The organism is Treponema peruense, assembly GCF_016117655.1.
Lineage (GTDB): Bacteria > Spirochaetota > Spirochaetia > Treponematales > Treponemataceae > Treponema_D > Treponema_D peruense.
The window spans coordinates 1,693,524-1,713,545 of sequence record NZ_CP064936.1 but is presented as its reverse complement, the minus strand read 5'-3'; the positions used below and the strand labels follow the sequence as shown (position 1 = coordinate 1,713,545).

The 20,022-nt window shown below is 41.9% G+C and carries 18 protein-coding genes and 1 other RNA gene; 10 read left to right on the top strand and 9 right to left on the bottom strand.

From position 1 onward, the window contains the following. Positions 1–75 precede the first annotated feature (75 nt). Positions 76–855: a TatD family hydrolase gene (locus IWA51_RS07920; protein ID WP_198442032.1), complete on the top strand. Its 780-nt coding sequence runs from the start codon at positions 76–78 to the stop codon at positions 853–855. Here the strand turns inward: IWA51_RS07920 and IWA51_RS07915 are convergent. Continuing rightward, complete coding sequence (locus IWA51_RS07915) at positions 834–1,178, bottom strand: Hpt domain-containing protein (RefSeq protein ID WP_177528922.1); 345 nt, start codon at positions 1,176–1,178, stop codon at positions 834–836. The two genes, IWA51_RS07920 and IWA51_RS07915, sit on opposite strands and share 22 nt — an antisense overlap. A gap of 39 nt (positions 1,179–1,217) precedes the next feature. Between IWA51_RS07915 and lepB the strand changes: the two genes are divergently transcribed. Beyond that, a complete protein-coding gene (gene lepB / locus IWA51_RS07910; RefSeq protein ID WP_198442031.1) occupies positions 1,218–2,975 on the top strand; it encodes a signal peptidase I in 1,758 nt (585 codons plus the stop codon). 101 nt (positions 2,976–3,076) lie between these two features. On the opposite strand, the gene secA is transcribed toward lepB, so the two are convergent. Further along, positions 3,077–5,842: a preprotein translocase subunit SecA gene (secA, locus tag IWA51_RS07905; RefSeq protein ID WP_198442030.1), complete on the bottom strand. Its 2,766-nt coding sequence runs from the start codon at positions 5,840–5,842 to the stop codon at positions 3,077–3,079. A gap of 128 nt (positions 5,843–5,970) precedes the next feature. Between secA and IWA51_RS07900 the strand changes: the two genes are divergently transcribed. The 6 genes from IWA51_RS07900 to IWA51_RS07875 all read left to right on the top strand — a co-directional run bounded on the left by IWA51_RS07900 (position 5,971) and on the right by IWA51_RS07875 (position 9,874). Next, on the top strand, positions 5,971–7,200 hold the full coding sequence (locus IWA51_RS07900; protein ID WP_230402628.1) for an LIC_12708 family protein: 1,230 nt from the start codon (positions 5,971–5,973) through the stop codon (positions 7,198–7,200). Then, positions 7,200–7,745 carry a hypothetical protein gene (locus IWA51_RS07895; RefSeq protein WP_198442029.1) on the top strand — a complete coding sequence of 182 codons (546 nt, stop codon included), beginning with the start codon at positions 7,200–7,202 and terminating at the stop codon, positions 7,743–7,745. Before IWA51_RS07900 ends, IWA51_RS07895 begins: the two co-directional genes overlap by 1 nt. A 105-nt stretch (positions 7,746–7,850) precedes the next feature. Next, positions 7,851–8,345, top strand: coding sequence for a hypothetical protein (locus IWA51_RS07890; RefSeq protein ID WP_198442028.1), 495 nt, complete (start codon positions 7,851–7,853; stop codon positions 8,343–8,345). A 32-nt stretch (positions 8,346–8,377) separates the two neighbouring features. Continuing rightward, positions 8,378–8,791, top strand: a complete 414-nt coding sequence (locus IWA51_RS07885) for a (deoxy)nucleoside triphosphate pyrophosphohydrolase (protein ID WP_198442027.1) — start codon at positions 8,378–8,380, stop codon at positions 8,789–8,791. Then, positions 8,788–9,198, top strand: a complete 411-nt coding sequence (locus tag IWA51_RS07880) for a hypothetical protein (protein WP_198442026.1) — start codon at positions 8,788–8,790, stop codon at positions 9,196–9,198. Before IWA51_RS07885 ends, IWA51_RS07880 begins: the two co-directional genes overlap by 4 nt. Before the next feature lie 31 nt (positions 9,199–9,229). Next, on the top strand, positions 9,230–9,874 hold the full coding sequence (locus tag IWA51_RS07875) for a DUF2271 domain-containing protein (protein ID WP_198442025.1): 645 nt from the start codon (positions 9,230–9,232) through the stop codon (positions 9,872–9,874). Between the two features lie 100 nt (positions 9,875–9,974). Here the strand turns inward: IWA51_RS07875 and ssrA are convergent. The 7 genes from ssrA to IWA51_RS07840 form a co-directional block, all read right to left on the bottom strand. Continuing rightward, positions 9,975–10,342: a transfer-messenger RNA gene (ssrA, locus tag IWA51_RS07870) on the bottom strand. 42 nt (positions 10,343–10,384) lie between these two features. Next, positions 10,385–10,936 (bottom strand): ATP-binding protein, encoded by a 552-nt coding sequence (locus tag IWA51_RS07865; RefSeq protein WP_177528914.1) that lies wholly within the window; start codon positions 10,934–10,936, stop codon positions 10,385–10,387. Positions 10,937–10,947: 11 nt separating this feature from the next. Then, positions 10,948–11,286, bottom strand: coding sequence for an anti-sigma factor antagonist (locus IWA51_RS07860; protein ID WP_177528913.1), 339 nt, complete (start codon positions 11,284–11,286; stop codon positions 10,948–10,950). A gap of 29 nt (positions 11,287–11,315) precedes the next feature. Further along, entirely contained in the window at positions 11,316–13,010 is a 1,695-nt protein-coding gene (locus tag IWA51_RS07855; RefSeq protein WP_198442024.1) for a PP2C family protein-serine/threonine phosphatase, read from the bottom strand. A 143-nt stretch (positions 13,011–13,153) separates the two neighbouring features. Next, positions 13,154–14,083: a transcriptional regulator gene (locus IWA51_RS07850; RefSeq protein WP_177528911.1), complete on the bottom strand. Its 930-nt coding sequence runs from the start codon at positions 14,081–14,083 to the stop codon at positions 13,154–13,156. Continuing rightward, complete coding sequence (locus IWA51_RS07845; RefSeq protein ID WP_177528910.1) at positions 14,049–14,810, bottom strand: metallophosphoesterase; 762 nt, start codon at positions 14,808–14,810, stop codon at positions 14,049–14,051. The genes IWA51_RS07850 and IWA51_RS07845 overlap by 35 nt, the downstream gene beginning before the upstream one ends. A gap of 1 nt (position 14,811) precedes the next feature. Next, on the bottom strand, positions 14,812–16,182 hold the full coding sequence (locus IWA51_RS07840; protein ID WP_198442023.1) for a tetratricopeptide repeat protein: 1,371 nt from the start codon (positions 16,180–16,182) through the stop codon (positions 14,812–14,814). 285 nt (positions 16,183–16,467) lie between these two features. Here IWA51_RS07840 and IWA51_RS07835 point away from each other — a divergent pair, with 285 nt between their 5' ends. Both IWA51_RS07835 and IWA51_RS07830 read left to right on the top strand, forming a co-directional pair. Then, entirely contained in the window at positions 16,468–17,289 is an 822-nt protein-coding gene (locus IWA51_RS07835) for a tetratricopeptide repeat protein (RefSeq protein WP_177528908.1), read from the top strand. Next, on the top strand, positions 17,264–20,014 hold the full coding sequence (locus tag IWA51_RS07830) for a tetratricopeptide repeat protein (RefSeq protein ID WP_198442022.1): 2,751 nt from the start codon (positions 17,264–17,266) through the stop codon (positions 20,012–20,014). The genes IWA51_RS07835 and IWA51_RS07830 overlap by 26 nt, the downstream gene beginning before the upstream one ends. The last annotated feature ends 8 nt before the right edge of the window (positions 20,015–20,022 follow it).

The window sequence follows — 20,022 nt, the reverse complement described above, 5'->3', positions numbered from 1 at the left end:
CGGAATTACACGGAAAGTGTTTAGACTTTTTTATTGTTGGCACTAAAGTGCAGGAACTTATTTTGCGGAGGTATTATGTACTGTGACGCCCATATTCATCTTGGTCAGTGTGCAGAAATTTTTGGTGCGCAGGAAATTTATGCCGGACTTGAAAAAGAAGAAGAACTTATGCTTTGTTCCTGTGCGCATTCCAGTGATGACTTTGCAAAACAGAAAGCTGCTGCAAAAATTCTTTCTGAACAAAGAAATGCCTTTGTGGTTGAGTCTTACGGCTTTCATCCGCAGAATCCAGATCTTTGTGATTCAGAGTTTATGTGTGAACTTCTGGAAACAGGTCAGATTTCTGCAATAGGCGAGAGTGGCTTTGACTTTTTTACCCCTGAATTCAAGTCGCAAAAACAACAGCAGATTCTGGCCTGGGAGTTTTCGGTCAAAAAGGCTTTGGAATATGGTGTTCCGCTTATAATTCATGACAGAAAGGCGCTGGATATTCTGTTTTCGTACACCCGCGAACTTTCTTCATTAAGGTCAGTGGTCTTTCATTCATTTGCATTCGGTGTGCGCGAGGCTTCTTCCCTTCTTTCTCGCGGAATAAACTCATACTTTTCTTTCGGAAGCGGAATTTTCAGGGGAAACAAAAAAAATATTTCATGCGTAGCAGAACTTCCTGCAGACAGAATTCTTTTTGAAACAGATGCACCTTTTCAGACACAGAGGGGAGAAAAATATTCAAAGGCCTGTGCCATTAAAAATGTTTATGAAACTGCCGCATCAATCAGAAAATGCAGTCTGCAGGAAATTCAGTATGTGACAGAAAAAAACTTTTGCAGTGCCTATAATATTTCCAGGGCATGAGTAAAGGCTTTGTATGCATTCTGGTAGTCAAGATAGAATTTTTTGTTGAGCTCTTCAAGACTGCCTGTTTTTTTGTTGCGCAGAATGTCTTCAAGTTCCTGTCCTGTTTGGGCAAGGGTTTCTGCAGAAAGCTGTCTTGCGGCACCCTTAAAGTAATGGACATAGGCTACGGCTTCGGACTTGTCATCCAGGGTTTCGAGCTGTTCCAGTTTCTTTGGTTCAAAAATTTTATCCCTTACAAACGACTCAAGAAGTTCCTTTAGAAGATCCTGTTCGCCTCCGAGAAGAGAAAGTGCTTTGTCTATATTAAATGCAAGAGCCATACAGTAGTATTATATCAGTATTTTTGATATAATCAAGGCATGAAAAAACTAACTGTTTGCATTTACATAAACATTGTGCTTTCTGTACTTTTCAGTATTTTAAGCCTTTCTTTCCATGCCGATATTTCGCTTCTGGCTTTCCCTCTTGCTGCAGTTTTTACGGCAATTTTATTTTATTCAGGAAACATTCAGCTTCTTAAAAAATCAAATCTGCGTCATCTTACGGCTATAAGGCGCGTCTTTCAGTATGAGCCCTTTGTTTTTATAAGCGCTTTTGTAATACAGCGTTCGGGTAACAGAGGAATGCCGTTCGCACTGGACATTATGTGTGCACTTGTGTGGACTGTAACCATGCTCATTTCGTTTTATATCCAGCACATTCTGTCCGAAAAGCGCATTGTTTCCCTTAACGAAGAGTGGGGGGCGCTTGTCCAGAACTTTCCCAAGTCTTCCCTGCACGGAGCCGCTGCTGTTTTAAGGGAAATCCTTGAGTGGGTTGACGCGCTTATTCAGGCTGTGTTTACCATTATTCTTCTGAATATTTTTTTATTCCAACTTTATGAAATTCCTTCTGAAAGCATGGTGCCGACTTTTCTTGTTAAAGACAGGGTTGTTGTGTTTAAGACTCTTGCAGGACCAAAGTTTCCGCTTAGTCAGGCCGGAATTCCCTACATTCAGGATTACAAAAGGGGCGATATTGTAGTATTCAGGAATCCACATTATGGAAATGACAGAAAAAGCGAAGTAAAGACTTTTTTCAGCCAGTTTATTTACATGTGTTCGCTTACACTTCTTAAAACAAATACCGACGAAAACGGTGAAATAAAGGCAGATCCTCTTGTCAAAAGAATTGTCGGAACAGAAGGCGAGCAGCTTGTAATGCTTGACGGAAACCTTTATTCAAGAACCAGGGCAAATCCTGAATTCAAAGTCGTGGAAGATGACAAAAAGTGGGCCGCATGGAACCTTAACGGCCTTTCTTCAGAAACCAAAAACAAAATAGAATGGATTCCTATGAGCGAAAGTGATTATGATAGCACTCTTTATATAGAAAGTGAAAGACGCGCGCTTGACCTTAAATCTGCTGCTGCTGAGTGTGAGCGTCTTTCTGCACAATTTGCATCTTTTGCCAAAGGCGGAACAGTCAGTGCAGAAATTGCCGCCGGTCTTCTTAATTCCGCAGATCTTTTTATTTACAACCTGTTCAGTTCTGTAAACACGCATGCGCTTAACCTTTTGACTGTTGACGGAGGAGCGCAGTGGTTTGACATGTTCATGAACGGCTGGCACAAAAATTCTTCAGTTCTGGATGCTTTCCTTGTTGGAGGAGATATGTATTCTGACGCGTGCTTTAGGCTGAATGTTATGGCAAAACTTGCGTTCGGACGCATTGTTGTCGAAACGGCACGTCTTGTTGAGTCCGGTGCTTCTTCTTCTGAAGTGGCCGCAAGTCCTGTGAGAATGGAACAGCTTGTATTTGCCCAAGCTTTGAATGACTATATTCTGCGTATGGACCAGAGAAATATGCCGGTTTTCCCTCCAAATAATTCTGACGGAACCATGGCTGTTATTCCTGCAAAGTCATATATGATGATGGGAGACAACCGCTATAATTCACTTGATATGCGCCACAGCTATAAACAGGCACTTGTGAATGTAACTGCATACGATCCGCTTTCGATAAGATATTATTCCAATATGGCACCGCAGTATGTTGAACGTGACAGAATACTGGGTAAAGCCAGTTTCAGATTCTGGCCGCTTAACAGAATAGGAATACCTGATTCCCGGAAATGAGAATAAAAAAAAGAACCACCTGTTACAAACGGGTGGTTCTTTTTTTTATTCAACTAATTAAACAGGACATTCTTTGTACTGGAGAATGTCCTGTTCTAAGCTTAGTTTTTACCGCAACAGTTCTTGTATTTCTTTCCGGAACCGCACGGGCAGGGATCATTTCTTCCTATCTTTGGGGTTGCCCTTGTTACTGTTATACTCTGACCTTGTCTGCCGCTTCTCATTGCAGAATTCTGTGCTGCCTGCTGGGCTGATCTTGTCTGTGAATCGATAGCAGACTGCGCCTCCTGGTGCTGTGCATTCATATGAACATTCTGCTGCCTTATTTCGCGTTCTGCCGGCTGAATCTGAATCTTTACCTTAAAGACACGGCTGGTAACAGAATCCCTTATGTCATCAAGCATGGCATCAAATGTATTGAAACCGTCAATTTTGTATTCGGTAAGAGGATTTTTACTTCCGTAAGAGCGCAGGTGTACGGCTTCCCTGAGACCGTCGAGGTATTCAAGCTGGTCAAGCCACTTTTTGTCTATCATCTGGATATACTGATAGCGTATAAACATATTAAGATTGGGCTTGCCTACAAGCATTTCCTTCTGGGTAATATCGTTCTGAAGGATTGCCGTGACACCTTCTTTTGTAAGACTGTCATATTGAACAATCTGTCCGAATGTATTCTTGATTTTGTCTGCAAGTGCCGACTGGGAATTTGCCTTTGAGTGGCGTTTTTCTGCCTCGTATTCTTCAAAAATAGCTGCAACACTTTCTTTTGCATTGTCCATAACGCGTCCGGAAAGATTGTTGTCTGCAAGAATTTCGTCACGCTGCTCATAGATGAACTTTCTCTGCTGGTTAAGAACATCATCATAGTCAAGAAGGTTCTTTCTTATTTCAAAGTTGCGCTCTTCGACTTTCTTTTGTGCCTTTTCGATGCTTTTGTTAAGCCATGGATGGTTTATTGGTTCACCGGGTTCCATACCGACGCTGGTCATGATTTTCTTCATGCGTTCCCCGCCGAAGAGTCTCATAAGATCATCATCCATTGAAATATAGAATTTGCTTCTTCCTGGGTCACCCTGACGTCCCGAACGTCCGCGTAACTGGTTGTCTATGCGCCTGGATTCATGGCGTTCTGAACCTATTACATATAGACCGCCGAGGGCTTTTACTTCTTCATAGTCCTTTTTGTACTGTTCCTTTTCTATGGCGAGTGCTGCCTCGAACTGTTCCTGGGAAGCTTCTGTTCCGACACGCTTTCTTGCCCTCATTTCGGGGTTTCCGCCAAGCTTAATGTCTGTACCGCGTCCGGCCATGTTTGTGGCTACTGTTACAGCTCCCTTTGCACCGGCTTCTGCAATAATCATTGCTTCACGTGCATGGTTCTTTGCGTTAAGAACTTCATGCTTTATTCCCCTGCGTGTAAGAAGGGCAGACAGATGCTCTGACTTTTCTACAGAAACTGTACCGATAAGAACAGGCTGTCCTTTTTTGTGGCATTCGTCAACTTCCTTTACAATTGCGTTCCACTTGTCGCTTTCGTTAAGGTATACTTCATCATCTTCGTCTTTTCTTGCAACAGGGCGGTTTGTAGGAATTACAACTACATCAAGGTTGTATATTTTGCTGAATTCAACAGCTTCTGTAGCAGCTGTTCCTGTCATTCCGGAAAGTTTGTCATACATTCTGAAGTAGTTCTGGAATGTAATTGTGGCAAGTGTTCTGTTGCGCTGTGCAATACGCAGGTGTTCCTTTGCTTCTATTGCCTGATGAAGTCCGTCACCGTAGCGTCTTCCTTCAAGAATGCGTCCTGTAAATTCATCTACAATTTGAACCTGACCGTCTTTTACAACATAGTCAACATCATTGTGATAAAGTGTATGTGCACGGACAGCCTGTGTAAAATAGTGAACGTACTCAAAATTCTGCTCGTCAAAAACAGTAGAATCTTCTGAAATAAGGTTGTGCTGGTGCAGAATGTCATTTATTTTGTTCATACCCTTGTCGGTAAATGAAACTCTGCGGCTCTTTTCGTCCAGTTTGTAGTCGCCTTCCAAAGCTGCTCTCTGTTCGGGAGTCATGTCCACTTCATCAGGATAGTCGTTTGTCTTGGGGTCTTTTGCAACTTCGGTAAACTGGTTTACATATTTGTCTACTTCGTGGTATTTGTAAGTGTCGTCTTCGCCCTGGCCGCTTATAATAAGCGGGGTTCTTGCTTCATCAATAAGAATAGAGTCAATTTCGTCAACGATACAGAAGTTGAATCCTCTCTGAACCTTTCTTGAAAGATCTATCTGCATGTTGTCGCGCAGGTAGTCAAAGCCGAATTCGTTGTTTGTTCCGTAAGTAAGGTCGCATGCATAGGCCGCGCGTCTTGCTTCGTTGTCCATGTTGCTTAGAATGCAGCCAACGCTCTGGCCAAGGAATTTGTAGACGCGTCCCATCCAGGCAGAGTCACGTTCTGCAAGATAATCGTTGACGGTAACTATATGAACGCCTTTTCCTGTAAGAGAGTTAAGATACGCAGCACAAACGCACATGAGTGTCTTTCCTTCTCCGGTCTTCATTTCTGTAATGCGGCCTGAATTAAGAACAAGAGAACCCATAATCTGAACAGGGTAGGCTCTTTCTCCCAGAACACGTCTTGCTGCTTCCCTTGCGAGTGCAAATGCTTCGGGCAGAATATCATCCAGAGTTTCGCCCTTATTGAGGCGGTCTTTCAGAATCTGTGTCTGCTGGGGAAACTGTTCGTCAGAAAAAGACTGAGCCCAGCTTTCTTTTGCTTCTACAGCGGCGACTATAGGCTTAAGTGCCTTTACATCTCTATCATTTTTGGATCCAAGAAAAAACGTTAATATCTTATCAAACATAATACATAAATATACTTTATTTTTGTTACATTGACAATATAAACTTTATTCTATTATATTATATATATTATATAAAGGCACTGCTGTTTTTTTCTGGCGATTGCCTTGCTATATTTAAGGATGAATAAGTGTTTTCTTTTACAAAATATACTGCCGTATATACATCGCTTCTTTGCGGTATTTGTACGGCCTTTGTTTCGTGCGGCGGCTCAAAAAGAATTTCATCGGTTCAAAGTGACGTTCTTTTTGAACTTGAATACGGTAATTTTGACAATCAGATAAATATGTTTGATGTTTCACGCGTTGGAAGCATAGACACTTCAATTGCAATGCGTGACGGATTTTTTTACATAGCAAACAGTGAGTCAAAAAAGATAATGGAACTTAACAGCTACGGAGATCTTCTTACAATTTACTACAACGAAGATTTCAATCCTGTTCCATCCTTTTCCAAAGGAACAGACGGTACCAGCGCAACAAGAAAAGCCGTATCCTATCCGTTCAATAACATAAAGGCCGTTTCTGTTGATTCACGCAAATACCTTTATGCGGTGGATGTTCTTCCGCAGGAACGGCGTGAATATGATGAAGAAAAGAAAATGTCCCTTGCTCAGGTAGTGTTGCGTTTTGATGCTTCGGGAAAATTTCTTGACTACATAGGACAGCAGGGGCCGGGAGGAACACCGTTTCCTTTCATTAAGAACATTTACACGACAAATGCATCTGAACTTGTTGTAGTCTGCACGACAGGCGACGGATTCCAGGTATACTGGTTTTCTACCGACGGCTATCTTATGTATGCGGTGCCGGTAAAAAAAGAAAATGTTCCCAATCCGTTTAAGGATGAAAAAAATGACACTTTCTTTTCTGTAGAAAATATTGTTCCCGACTACAACGAACGAAAACTGTATCTTAAGGCCGACTATTTTGAAAGTTATACCGATGAGGCCAGCAGGGTTCAGTCAGGCATTGACTACAAGTGTACTCTTGTGCATCCGCTTTCTGTAGAAACAGGGGAATACGAAAAATCAGTTGCTATTCCGGCTTATTCAGAAGAAATTGCACAGGGTTTTTCCAAGGTTGAATACGAAATTCCCTATGATTTTCTTGGAGTTACCGAAAACAACTGGATGTTTTTTATTGTAAATGCAGAAGACGGAATGAATGTGCAGATGGTTCAGGTTGACGGTCAGCGTATTTTAAAAAGGCAGATTCCCGTAAGCCGAACAGACAATCTTTATTATACATTCAGTTTAAGCAATACAGGAATAATTTCTGCACTTCTTGTTCAGAAAGACAGTGCAAAAGTGGGCTGGTGGCGAACAGATTCTTTGATTCAGTCGGTGATAAACAATTAATGGATATTCTGGAAAACGAAACTGACGGTTATCCCGCAGATGAAGAAAATATAGTCTTTCACTACAAGCGCGGCTCTTTCAGAAACCGGGAAAACGAAATTTACAGAAATCTTGCCACGGGAAAGACAAAGACAAGCAAAGGACTTTTCAGGACACTTGTAGCCACAAAAGGAAACCGCATGATGTTTTTTGCGCTTCTTATGTGTACGGCCCTTTGTTTTATAATATTTATTCTGAGTTCACGATCCGGATCTGACAAAATCGGAACAGCTTTGTGTGATTTAAGTGCGTTTTCGTTCGAAGGGAAAGTATATGCAAGTCTTTCTGTCAAAAGTGAAGAAAAAGTTTTGGTTTCGGCAAGTTTTGAAGCTGTAAATACAGACGGTGCGGTTTGCGACAAGTTTTTGTCTCAAGGGGAATTTTCTTCTGGCCAGGACGGATTTTTGCGGGCTTCGTTCAACGACTATGATGTTGCTGTCGTAAAGTGCACGGTTTCTTCTTCAGGCGAAAGTGCGGAACTGAGCGTTTCTGTTGAAGCAAGGTGAACTTTTCTAAAGACAATTCTGCCTGTTTCCGATAAAATATAAGATATATTATAGAAGTATAAAAAATCCATCGGGATTGCGTGGACTTTTTATGGGAGAAATTCTATGGCACAGTTTTATTTTTTGTCGGTTCTGCTGAATATTCTTGCAGGACTTGTTCTGGTATATGGAAAGAGCCTTGTTCAGAAAAAAAATGAGATTTCTGTTTCTGGTGATGATTTGTTTGACACCGCTGAATCTGACGGGGCTGAAAATGCCACGACAAAAGACTCTGTGGCTTATGACGCAATTCACGGAACTTTTGAAAACAGAACATTCCGTCTTGTTGTCGGAATACTTGCCGTCTTTGTAGGAATTATGAAAATTCTTTCTGTATTCAGAAACGACATTCCGGTAATAGGAGACCTTGTTCCCGCTTTGGCCGGACTTGCTGGAGGTGCCGCTCTGCTTGTTGAATACTATGTATCTTCTTCTGCTGCAGATTCAACGATTCCGGATAATATTCAGACTGTATTTATCGATTCAAGAAAATATATAGGAGTTTTCTGTCTTTTGGCCGGACTTCTGCACTTTGTCTTTCCCCAGGTTATGCTTCTGTAGAAAAACACCGGTCAGAAAAAGTAGAGGTTGTTATGTCAAAAACGTCAATTGCATGTATTGCTCTTTTTAAGGACAAAGTTCTTGTTGCCCACAGAAATCTGGTTGGACAGATGGGCGGCAGGTGGGAATTTCCTGGCGGAAAAGTAGAGGCAGGGGAAACTGATGAACAGGCTATAGTACGTGAATTTCAGGAAGAATTCGGGGTCTGTGTAAAAGTTGGGGATGCTGTTGCTTCTGCTGTTTTTGCGCATAACGGAACCGATGTAAATCTTCATGCTTACAGAATTTTTGTGCCGCACCGCGGTATTTTCAGAAAGTATAAGCTTACCGAACATTCGGAATATAAGTGGGTAACTTTTGACAAAATAAAAGAATTGAATTTTGTTGACAGCGACATGCTTTTGTATCCGAAAGTAAGGGAATACGCGGAGTCAGTGAAAAAATGAGGCGCTCGGTTACTGTTCTGTTCTTTTTTGCGGCCGCTGTTTTTTTTGCCGGATGTTCAAAATCAAAGACAATAGATCTTTCCCACGAAAGCTATTCTGATCTTGCTCCGGGCTACGAATGGGCTGTAGTAAAGGTTCCGTATGTTGCCTTCAGAAGCGGTTGCGGATACTCTGACACAATTACCGGTCACGCACGCAATGGTGATATTTTTCTTGTTAAGGGAAGCCGTTTTGCAGAAATTCCGGTAGAAGCCGATGAAAACACTTCAAAGAAAAAAACGGTCGCGTCTTCAGAAAAAATACTCTGGTACGAATTTGACAAAGGCTGGCTGGACCAGAATTCCGTAACAATATACGACACAAAACTGAAAGCTCAGTCCGCCGCAGAAAAGATAGTTTCGAATTGAAAAGCGGGGCAATACGGGTTATAGTTTTTTTATGAAGAAGTTTACAATTAAATTTACCGTTTTGTTTTTGCTGCTGGCAGCGTGTTCACCGACTTTCTGTGAAAAAGTAAAGGTTTATATAGAACCGGGCGAAGTCTGGAATAAAAGAGCACCCCAAATTGCTGTCTGGGTACATAATGAACAGTCCGGATACGAAAAGACGCTGTACGTTACAAAGTCAGCCTCAGAAAAAGGCTGGAAATTTTCTCCAAAAAACGGCCGCCCGGACTCACTTCCTGTATGGTATGCAGCGAGCAGAACAGATCCTTCAAAAACAGACAGAACAAGGTTTGATGCGGTAAGCGGTGCTACACCAAAAAAAGGTCTTACTGCTGAATGTGACTTTGAACTTAAAGCCGGCCGTACTTATATTTTCTATGCCGAAGTAAACCAGAGCTTTGATTACAACGAGTCTTTTACAAAGAAAAACTCCGGCGTTAACGGACAGCCGTCCTGCGTTTATTCAGGAACCCTTACAGTTCCCCAGGAAAAAGACAAAGTCAGCGAAATAAAACTGCAACTCTGCGGAACCGGTTCCCTTGACGGAACAGATGGGGATATAAACAAATCTGACCTTCCCAAACTGACAACGGCCGGTAAAATAGTAAAAAATATTTACATTTCCTTTGACAAATAATTTTACATGCAACAGGGGAGTGGAAAAGGAGTAAAAAAAGGGACCCGGAATATTCCGGGTCCCAGATGTCAGAAAGACAAGCATAACGTATACTTTTTGACATTGGAGATGGCGAGAGTTGAACTCGCGTCCAAGTAGGCAAACCAGGCGCCTCTACAGGTTTATTGAAGCGAGGTAGTTGTCGGGAAACGGTAGCGGCTTCAAAGGCGTCGTCTCCTTATTCCGGATAAAGTCCCCTGCAGAACCCGAACATAATGCAGAGCAAGTCCCTGTTTGTGACAGAACATCCAGCTGTTAGGAACAGCACAACTGAAGTTCCGGCACTGCTTAAGCAGCGAGTGCTAACTGTTCGTTGTAAGACTCTTCGTCTTCTCTACGTTTTGCAGTTATTATTTTGTCAGTTCAGGGCACCTTCACGCCCACCTGCAGCACAAGATTTCTCCTTCCTGTCGAAACCGGTGCACCCCCGGATTAATATCAATAAATATTAATACTAATTTAATAAAAAAACTATTCAGCGTCAACTGTAACGCCGTGACGTTTCTGCTGGAAACGCTTGAGCATTGCTACTCCGTTCTTTTTGTCGTTGTAAACAAATCCGCCGTTCCAGTATTCAAGTGCTGCAAACAATGCGTTACCGCCGTCCTGATCATCAGATTTTTTTGTTCTGAATGAAACATAGTTTGAAAGTTCTTCAAAATTTGAATTGTGCAGACACTCAAGACGCTTTTTGTTGAATTCGTTCCATTTTTCGAGGTCTTTGAATCCTTCTCCTTCATCTTCAACAATAAGATGAGCATGAGTTGCAGAGAAAGAATACCATATGTGAACCTTTTTGTTTATATCACAATGATTTCCATGTTTTACAGCATTCTTGATAACTTCGCTTATCTGCTGTTCCAAAAGGTTGATTTCCTTTATTTCAAGAGGAGCAGACTGAACGATAAGAAGTGTAAAATAGCGGATCTGTCTGAAGTTTGACGGAAACGCTTTGTAAAGCATATTGGTTTTGTCAAACAACGGATCGTTTCCGTCTGAACGCAACTCTTTAATTTCTTCCATCTTCTTAACCTCTACTCATTAATCATAAGCAACGCTTCTTCTACGCTGTTTGCAATAGGGAAGTAGCCCATAAGCTTTGTAAGTTCAATAACCTTTTTTACTGAGCCATGAATGTTGGAAATATAAAGCTTAAGATTCATCTTTTTGATGGTTGAGCAGATGTAAATGAGCGCTCCGATTCCAGAAGAGTCAATGTAGTCAACCTGCTCAAGGTTTATAATGAATGACTTTACATTTTTCTCAAGCATCTTCATGACAAGTTCCTTGAGTTTGTAGGAATTGTACAAATCCATCTCACCATTTACATCAATGATGTAGACATCTCCGTTTTTCCTTATTTTAAGTTCCATAGGTTTGTCTCCTTAATGCCCAAAATTACTTAAAATTTAATTACCAGCAAACTCTGGTCATCGTGCTGACTTACTGTTCCGCTGAATTTTTTGATATCTGCTTTGACAAGGTTTGCAATATCTTTGGCAGAAGAAGCATGATGCTCTGTTATTACTCTGAGCAATGATTCTTTTGTATACTGCTGGCCCTGTTCATTCAAAGCTTCGACCAAACCGTCGGTGTAAGTCACCAAAATGTCTCCAGACTTTACATTCTGGATTGTATTTTTATATTGAGAAGTTTTATCAACTCCTATTGGCTCGCTTGAGTGTGACAGTTTTGTAAATTTGGCACTTGCGCTGTCATAGTAGAATATCGGTGTTGTTCCGCCGGTTGCAAATTCGAATGAATGTGAAACCGGATTGTAATTTATAAGTGCACATGACGCAAAGTGGTCTGTACTGAAACTTTCACCTGCAATGCCGTGGTTTACCCATTCAAGAATTGTACCTGCAGACTGTTTGGTGTTTACAACAAGTCTTATCATTGCACGAAGCATTGACATAACTATAACGCTGTTTATTCCTTTTCCTGCAATGTCGCTTATTACAAAGGATACACGGTCTTTTCTTGAAGGAATAATGTCATAATAGTCACCGCAAACGCCTTCTGACGGGTTCCAGATTGTTCCGATCTGCATTCCGCTTATTACAGGGAGTTTTGCAGGATGGAGCAGATTCTGAATGCTGGAGGCTGTATTTGCTTCGTTTATAAGTGAATTGTGCTCGATAACATCCTTTACCGAAACAACGCTCTTTATTGCTGCTGCTGCAAAGTCTGCAATTGTTGTTGCGGCTTTAAGGTCATCTTCCGTAAAGAGAGTGTTTCCATGATTTCGGGAGAAAGCAGCTACACCTATAACTGTATCCTGAATTTTCATGGGTACAATGATATAACTTCCGATTTCAAGGAATTCTTCAGGTCCGTTCTGGTAAATTCTGTCGTCAAGTTCGGGCTTTGTAATAAGTTCAGGCTTGCCAGAAATGGCAATTTCGCCAAAAATATTGTCGCGCAGGGGGAAAGAAGCAAATTTGAAGTTTGTTGCAACTCTTATAGGTTTGTGCGGCATGTCGTTCGGCAACTTGTACGGGGGAGGGAAGTCTCCGTCAAAGGATTTTACGGTAATAATATCATCAAAGTCATCTACAAGAAGAATTGCGCCTCCGTCTGCCTTGATATCCTTGCGGATTGTTTCGTTTACATAGTCAAGAAGTGAATTCATTCCGTTTTCTGAAGAAACGGCTTCTGTTGCCTTTGCCATAAAAATTTTGCTTATGTCAAGAATTTTTACATCTTCCTGTGTTGCTTCGGTATGTTTCTGGGGCTCTTCTGCCTGTGCTACTTCTGCTTTTTTTGCTGCGACATTGAGAGAGTGCGGAACAAGCTTGTCGATTTTTTTTGGTTCAAAGGTGCAGAGTATTATACAGTATGGAATTACTATTATAAATGCCGCAAGACAGAATGTGGCGAAAACCATAAGTGAATCATCTGCGGACTCGTTGCCAAGACTGTGGACTGCCGCAATAAAACTTCCTGCAGCAACAAGAATTGTAGACAAAAGTGCTATAAAACTTACGCGGGCAGTACTTTTTTTTCTTATTGCAAGCAGAAGAATAAATACAACTGCAGCGGTTGCCGTAATTGAGAAAAGAGGAATGTATGCATAAATATCGTTAAAAATCAAGATAACTGCTCCCTGTTTAAGGCTCTTTTTTGTTTTGCGTGTTTTTATGGCGTTTGTCTTTTAACACCTTTTATTATTTTAACATCGAAATATACTACCGTCAAGGTTTGGCAGGCACAAAAAAGTTCAAAAGAGGTCAAAAATCAGCAATTTTGGAGATTTTTTTTCATTCTGAGCTTTGCGAGAAAATTCTTTATAGTCTGAAAATGGTGCTCTTTTGTGTATTCATTTTTGAAATTTTCTGCTGCTTTGTCCAGACTGAAGTCGTTACCGAACTTTTGTTTGAGTTCATCCCAGTATTTTATAAGGAAGAGATAAAGGTCAGAAATAGTGTGTCCCTTGAGTTTTCTTATTATTCTGTATTTTTCTATGGCTTTTATTACAGGAAGATATACGTTTGAAAACCATGATAAAATGGCCTGATCCATTGGAATTTCTTCTTTTTTGTCCTGGTTTATATAATATTTATGGATAAGTATGTGGTTGTAGATTATGTCGTACTGGCCCGGTGTAGAAAAATCCAGACACCAGTAGTCCGTTATGTCACCGAAGTTTGTTTCGTTATAGAATACCCTTTTTTCGTAGTCTATTACCTGTTTTATCATCTGTTCTTTTGTACTTCCGGGTTTGAGTTTGATTTCACTCTGAAGGCTTACGACTTCTGCATCTATGTTTTCTACACCCTGAAGCTTTGCGACAGAGACCCTGTGGTTTCCGTCCCTTACGAAATAGAGTCCGCCAAGTTCATAAAGTGTTATCGGAGGGAGCGATATATCCTGGAGATGTGCCATGTCTACGTGTTCCCAGCGGCTTTTGAGGAAATTGCTCTTTGGGAAGAAATGATTGTCAAAGTCCTTGAACCGTCCTTCGCTTCCGACTATAAGGGAAACCGGAACAACCTGCATTCCTTTGTATACTTCATTACGCGGTTTGAGAAGTTTTTTCATGTCTGAAAATGAAATGAGCGTAGCTTCTTCGGGATTGAGAAAATGCTGTATTTCGTTGAAAAGTGCCTTGTTTCTGGCCTTGTTGAAGTCATCATCTGTCTGGGTGGATAGATACGTCCGAGCCAATTTTTTCTCCTTTGGAATCAAAGTCCATTGATAAATCTAAAACCAGGTGACTGTAGGCATTTACAACCGTAGTTTCGCCGGTTTTTGTAACTCTTTTTGCCTGCAAATCATAAAGGTGTATGTGTCCGTGAATCATAAGCGCGGGTTTGAATTTTTTTATAAACCAGTTGTAGCATTCGAAACCTTTGTGGCACTGGTCTTCTCTGTCATGAATATGCCTTGGGGATGCATGTGTAAGGAATATATCGCAGTATCTTCCGTAGCGTATTTTGTTCCAGAGAAGGGCCGGTACCATTTCGAGCAACTGGCGGAACATCTGGAATTCCGTGTACTGGGCAAGACCGTTGTTGTATTTGAGGCTTCCTGAAACCCCTGCTATAAGAAGAGGTGTTGTTTTTCCTGCCGGTGTTTTGAAACCCAGATGGCGACAGCGTATAACCTTGTTTCCTGCATAGTCAGCACCGTGACCGTGGTTCTGTATCTGTGTGATGGGGTTTTCGTAGAAGTTTTCGGTGTGTGTGCCCTTTTTGTAGAATTTGAATTCCTTTAAGTTATGGTTTCCGAATACAAAATAGGTTGGTTTTCCCATTGTGGTAACTATATAGTCCACGTATTCCAGGGAAAGGTCTCCTGCGGCAAAAACTGCATCTACGTCTTTGTAGCGTTCTTTTACCTGCGAGGAGTAAACCAACGGGTCTATCTGGTCGGAAACGCAAAGAATTCTCATTCTACATGCCTGCTTTCTTGAAGATGGCTTCCAGCTGCTTTTTTGTAACGAGTACAACAGAGCGGTTTTCGGCATAACTTACGGCTGTTCTTGTGAATTCTGAACTTGTGCAGATTATTCCCTTAACGTAGTTCTGTGTTTTTACAGTGTCTACTACTTTTCTTACGACTGTATCTTCCAGGGGTTCTGTATCCCTGTAAAACTGAAGGAGGAATATTTTCTGCCTTACGTTCATCCAGTTGTCTTTTTTGTTTTCTGTTGCCAGTATTGAACATCCGAACGGCGTAATGTCAAGTTTCTGGCACTGAAGGTTGAATCCTACTGCGGCTGCGGTTTTGCAGATTTCGGCAAATTTCTGGTTCGAGGCAGTGAGATATTCTTTCATTCCGTCATTGGATTCAAGGTCTTTGTACATACTGAGCTTGGAGGCTACGTCTTTGAACTTGGGGTTTACCTGGTATACCTGTTCCCACTGTTCGATGGCTTTTTCTATGCGACGGCTCTTTTCATGACAGGCTGCAAGAAAGTAACGGGCGTAAAGTGTTTCCTGTGACGACGGGTTTTTTGAGTTTTTGACGGCGTTTTCGAATTCTATTGTTGCCTGATCGTTCTGACCGGCCATCATATAGCAGGCGCCCCTTTCTATCATGGACTTCTGTTTGAATTCCGGCGATCTGAGAGATCTTTCAAAAGCTTTTATTGCAGCCGGAAGTTCCTGCATTTCCTTGAGTATTTTGCCCAGATAGTAGTAGTTTGAGTAAGTTTCGGGGCTGAGTTTTATTGCGTATTCTATGCTTTTTTTTGCTTCTGTATACTGTTTGCTTCTGTAAAGCAGGTAACCTACCGCGCTGTAGGCTTTTGCATTTTTTTTGTCTACGGCAATAGCTTTCTGGTAAAAGCCCATTGCAAGACCCGTGTTTCCCTGGGATTCGTATATTTTTCCGACGTTGTAGTCGTTTTCGGCATTCTGTGGTTCAAGTTTTGTAAGAAGAAGATATTCCTTAAGGGCTTCCTGCGGCTGGTTGAATTTGGAATAGAGTTCGGCCATCTGCTTTCTGAATTCAAGTTCGGGAATTTCACCGTTGAAGAGTGCATTCTGGTTTACGGTTTTGTATTCCATAAAAGCAAGTTCCTGCTTTCTGTCTGCAAGGTATGAGCGTCCGAGCCAGTAGTGGGCCAGATAATTGCGCGGGTCACGTGAGATGATTGATTTTGCTACACGCTGCGCTGCCTGGATTTTTCCTTCTTTAAGGAGTTTTTGTATGGAGTCAACCTTTGACGGAGCGTTCACTTTTCTGAGTACAAAGACGAGCATGAATACTATAAAAGCTACAAGTATTCCGGTTATTATAACTGTAACCAGGCTGTTCATTTATTCCACCTTAATTCAGTTTTTTATAGGGCATCTCTAAAAATCGATAAACTGTTTTTTTAGAGATAGCCGTCGAGTTCCAAGTTGTCTCTAAAAACTGTAATTTTTAAACACTCCCTAAATTAAGATTAGCCTTTTTATTAAAATATGTCAATTTGCGGTTATTTTTATTAATTGAAGGAAAGTAGTTTCTGGGTTTTAGTGCTGTCTGAATAATTTTGCTTAATTTGACCTGAAAATTTACAGATATATATAGATATGGGGAAAAGTATTTTTTTACGTAAAATGACGGTATTTTTCTGTGCAGCTCTGTTTTGTACAGGTGCTTTCTGCCAGTCCGGTGATTTTGCTGAAGGTGAAAGGCTTTTCAGGCAGAATGACCCGCGCGGGGCTACCGTGTATCTTGAAAAGGCTGCTGCTTCTCTTTCTTACCCGAAGGCTTTTGTTTATCTTTCGGTTGCGTATTACCAGCTTGGAATGTATGCAGAAAGTATTGATGCCTGTGAAAGGGGAATGTCTGTTCCGGGTACTGACAAAAAGGTTCTTGCCTTTAATGCAGGGAACTCTGCCTTTGCCGCCGGAGACTTTGGGGAAGCAGACCGCTGGTATTCGCTTTCGTGTGCTGCAGACCCGCTTTATGCTGTTCCTGTCCTTAACAGGGCAAATGCCAGACTCAGCCTTGGGCGTTATGATGAGTGTGCTGCAGATTACAGACGCTATCTTGAACTTTGCCCGGATGATCCGCAGAAAGACAAGATAGAAGCACTTCTTTTGCTTTTGGACGAAGAAAAGGCACGTGCGGAGCGTGAAAAAGAGGCCCGTCTTGCGGAAGAGGCGCGCATAAAAGAAGAAGAAGCAAGAATTGCCGAACAGAAGGCTGCCGAAGAAGAAGCTGCAAGGCTTGAGGCAGAAAAACAGGCTGCATTGAAAGCCGCTGAGGAAGAGGCTGCAAGGGCAGAAGCCGAACGTATTGCTGCAGAAGAAGCTGCGCGCCGCAGAAAACTTTTGGAAGATGTAGCCGCATCTTTGCAGAATACAGAAACAGAAAATATGTCAGCAGGTGCTGAAGGAACAGTTGAATATGACTACGAAACAGAACTCGAATAGTGAAATAAAAGAAAAAAAGACCGCAGCCAGGAAAACAACGGCTGCTTCCACAACAAAAACTGCGGTTAAAAAGACAGCCGCTTCTGGTGCAACAAAGACCGCGGCTAAGAAAACAACGGCTTCTGGTGCAACAAAAACTGCGGTTAAAAAAACAGCCGCTTCTGGTGCAACAAAGACTGCGGTTAAGAAAACCGCTGCTGCTTCCACAACAAAAACTGCGGTTAAAAAGACAGTCGCTTCTGGTGCAACAAAGACCGCGGCTAAGAAAACAGCTGCTGCTTCCACAACAAAGACCGCAGCTAAGAAAACAGCCGGCGTTACCGCAACAAAGACCGCGGTGAAGAAAAGTGCGCCCGCAGATTCTGTAGCCGCAGAAACAAAAATATTTGTTCCTGAAACCGCAATGCAGGTAAAAGAAACTATGTCCGACGAAACAGAGGTATTTGCTTCTGAAACTGTTGTACCGGAAGCGATCCCAGCCGAAGAAAAAAGTGCATCAGTTGAACAGCCTTCTGCAGCAGACGGGGCAAAACAGGAAACAAAGAGTGTTCAACCTGAAGTTGTGAAAAGAGAAGAAGATCTTACTTTCTGGACTCAGGCACGAGACCACGAAGTTCGTGATGATTCCGAAAAAAAGGACAGAAAAAAGTTCATTATACTCATTGCGGCTATTCTTGTGCTTCTTGCTCTTGGAGGTGCAGGTGTTTTTATGGCTGTAAAAAATTCTTCCGGGGCGGCAGAAAAATCTGTTTCAAGCGAAAGGCAGAATACAATTAAACTTGCCAAAAGTTATATAGAAAGGGGAAATTACGACCAGGCTCTTTCTTTGCTGAACGGACTTGTAATAAAAGAGTCCCTGGATGATGAAATAGAGGGCCTTCTTGACCGTGCTCTGGAACTCAAAAACCGTGCCGAACAGACAAAAAACGAACAGTCCCGGGACAGCGTGTCTGTAAGTGTAGATGCCAGCGGAATAGAAGATGCAATGCAGTCCAGCATAGATTCACTTAAAAGCGAACTTGCAAAACAGCAGGAAGAAAGCCGCAGACAGGCAGAAGCAAATGCCAAAGTTATCAATGACCTTCTTGAACAGAAAAAACAGGAAGAACAAAAACAGGAACTTCAGAGAAAAGAAAATGAAAGAATAAAGAAAATTGAAGAGCAGAAAAAAGCCGACGAAGAAAAGAAAAAGGCAGACGAAGCAAAGAAAAAAGCCGAAGAAACCAAAAAACAGGCACTGGCCGCCGCTGCAGCACAGAAACTGCGCAATTCTATAGATGATGAAATTGCAAAGGGAAAAGCCCTTCTTAACGCAGGTGATATAGCCGGAGCCATGAAGCATTTTGACAGGGCTTCGTCATTGATGCCAAAAGATGATGATCCGCAGAACAAGGAATTTGTTTCGTCACGCATGAGCGACATGGCCAAATCACTTTATGCTGCTTCTGAAAATTCAGGCAATCCGCAGAGCGATGAAGCCAAAGCCGCAGCTCTTTCCTATGCACGAGAGACTCTGGCAAAAGACCCGTCAGACGCGGCTTCACATTACATCTTTGGAATGCAGGCACTTGAGTCAAAAAATTATGCCGAAGCAGAAAAGCAGCTCAAGAGTGCAATTTCAAAAGATTCTGACAATGCCATGTACTATTACCAACTTGGACGTTCACAGGCACAGCAGAAAAAGTATGATGCCGCATCTGTTTCGTTCCAGTCGTCTGTAAAATATGACTCAAATTTTGCTCCTGCCTACTACAATCTTGGATTTGTTTCAGAACGACTTGGCCGCAACTCACAGGCTCTTGGTGCATACAGAAGGGCAAGTTCCGTTAATCCTGACTATGAAAATGCATATATCGCCGCGGCAAGAATCCTTTCAAGGCAGAATGATTTTAATGGTGCGGTTTCTGCATACGAATCTGCTGTAAGGGTTAATCCCTCAAATGCAAGGACTTACCAGGAAATGGGTTCTGCATATTCGTCACTGGAAAAATACAAACAGGCCGAAGACTGCTTTAAAAAAGCTCTTGCCTACATGGATCCGTCAAACAAAGACCCGCTTACGTACTATAATTTGTCTACCGTAATGTATGCGCAGGGAAACAGGGAGTCTGCGCTGGAATATGCCGCTCTTGCCTATGCAAACAAAGATGCAGGAAGAAAGGCAGCACGTTCAAGCATAGTTTACAATTATGCCCTTATGAATGAAGAAGCATGCAACTTTACAAAGGCAATTGACCTTTACCGCGAAGTTATTACGGAAGATCCAAAAAATGTAAAGGCAAACACAAATCTTGGTGTACTCTGCCTTGAACAGAATGATGCAGACAATGCAATAAAATTTCTGCTTGCCGCTTATTCCCAGGACAGTTCAAACTTTGAAGTAAACAATAATCTTGGAAATGCATACAGAATAAAGGAAGATTACGACAGTTCAATAAAGTATTACCAGAATGCGCTTAAGATTCAGCCAAAAGATTCTACCGTGCGCGAAAATCTTGCCAAAGCATTTGCTTCTGCCGAAAAATATGACAGCGCCAGAGCAACTTATGAAGATGTCGTAAAGGCAGATTCATCCAACTGGAATGCATGGCTTGAACTTGCAAAAATATGCATCTCACTTAAGGACGATGTTTCTGCTGAAAAATATCTGGTATATCTTCAGGAAAAAAATCCTTCATTTGAGGCTACAACCGTTGCTTCGCTTTTGTCTTCAATCAAGCAGTAAACAGAAGT

Coding starts and splice junctions, on each gene's coding strand:
- IWA51_RS07920 (WP_198442032.1), top strand. CDS start 76: ATGTACTGTGACGCCCATATTCATCTTGGTCAGTGTGCAGAAATTTTT.
- IWA51_RS07915 (WP_177528922.1), bottom strand. CDS start 1,178: ATGGCTCTTGCATTTAATATAGACAAAGCACTTTCTCTTCTCGGAGGC.
- lepB (WP_198442031.1), top strand. CDS start 1,218: ATGAAAAAACTAACTGTTTGCATTTACATAAACATTGTGCTTTCTGTA.
- secA (WP_198442030.1), bottom strand. CDS start 5,842: ATGTTTGATAAGATATTAACGTTTTTTCTTGGATCCAAAAATGATAGA.
- IWA51_RS07895 (WP_198442029.1), top strand. CDS start 7,200: ATGGATATTCTGGAAAACGAAACTGACGGTTATCCCGCAGATGAAGAA.
- IWA51_RS07890 (WP_198442028.1), top strand. CDS start 7,851: ATGGCACAGTTTTATTTTTTGTCGGTTCTGCTGAATATTCTTGCAGGA.
- IWA51_RS07885 (WP_198442027.1), top strand. CDS start 8,378: ATGTCAAAAACGTCAATTGCATGTATTGCTCTTTTTAAGGACAAAGTT.
- IWA51_RS07880 (WP_198442026.1), top strand. CDS start 8,788: ATGAGGCGCTCGGTTACTGTTCTGTTCTTTTTTGCGGCCGCTGTTTTT.
- IWA51_RS07875 (WP_198442025.1), top strand. CDS start 9,230: ATGAAGAAGTTTACAATTAAATTTACCGTTTTGTTTTTGCTGCTGGCA.
- IWA51_RS07865 (WP_177528914.1), bottom strand. CDS start 10,936: ATGGAAGAAATTAAAGAGTTGCGTTCAGACGGAAACGATCCGTTGTTT.
- IWA51_RS07860 (WP_177528913.1), bottom strand. CDS start 11,286: ATGGAACTTAAAATAAGGAAAAACGGAGATGTCTACATCATTGATGTA.
- IWA51_RS07845 (WP_177528910.1), bottom strand. CDS start 14,810: ATGAGAATTCTTTGCGTTTCCGACCAGATAGACCCGTTGGTTTACTCC.
- IWA51_RS07840 (WP_198442023.1), bottom strand. CDS start 16,182: ATGAACAGCCTGGTTACAGTTATAATAACCGGAATACTTGTAGCTTTT.
- IWA51_RS07835 (WP_177528908.1), top strand. CDS start 16,468: ATGACGGTATTTTTCTGTGCAGCTCTGTTTTGTACAGGTGCTTTCTGC.
- IWA51_RS07830 (WP_198442022.1), top strand. CDS start 17,264: ATGACTACGAAACAGAACTCGAATAGTGAAATAAAAGAAAAAAAGACC.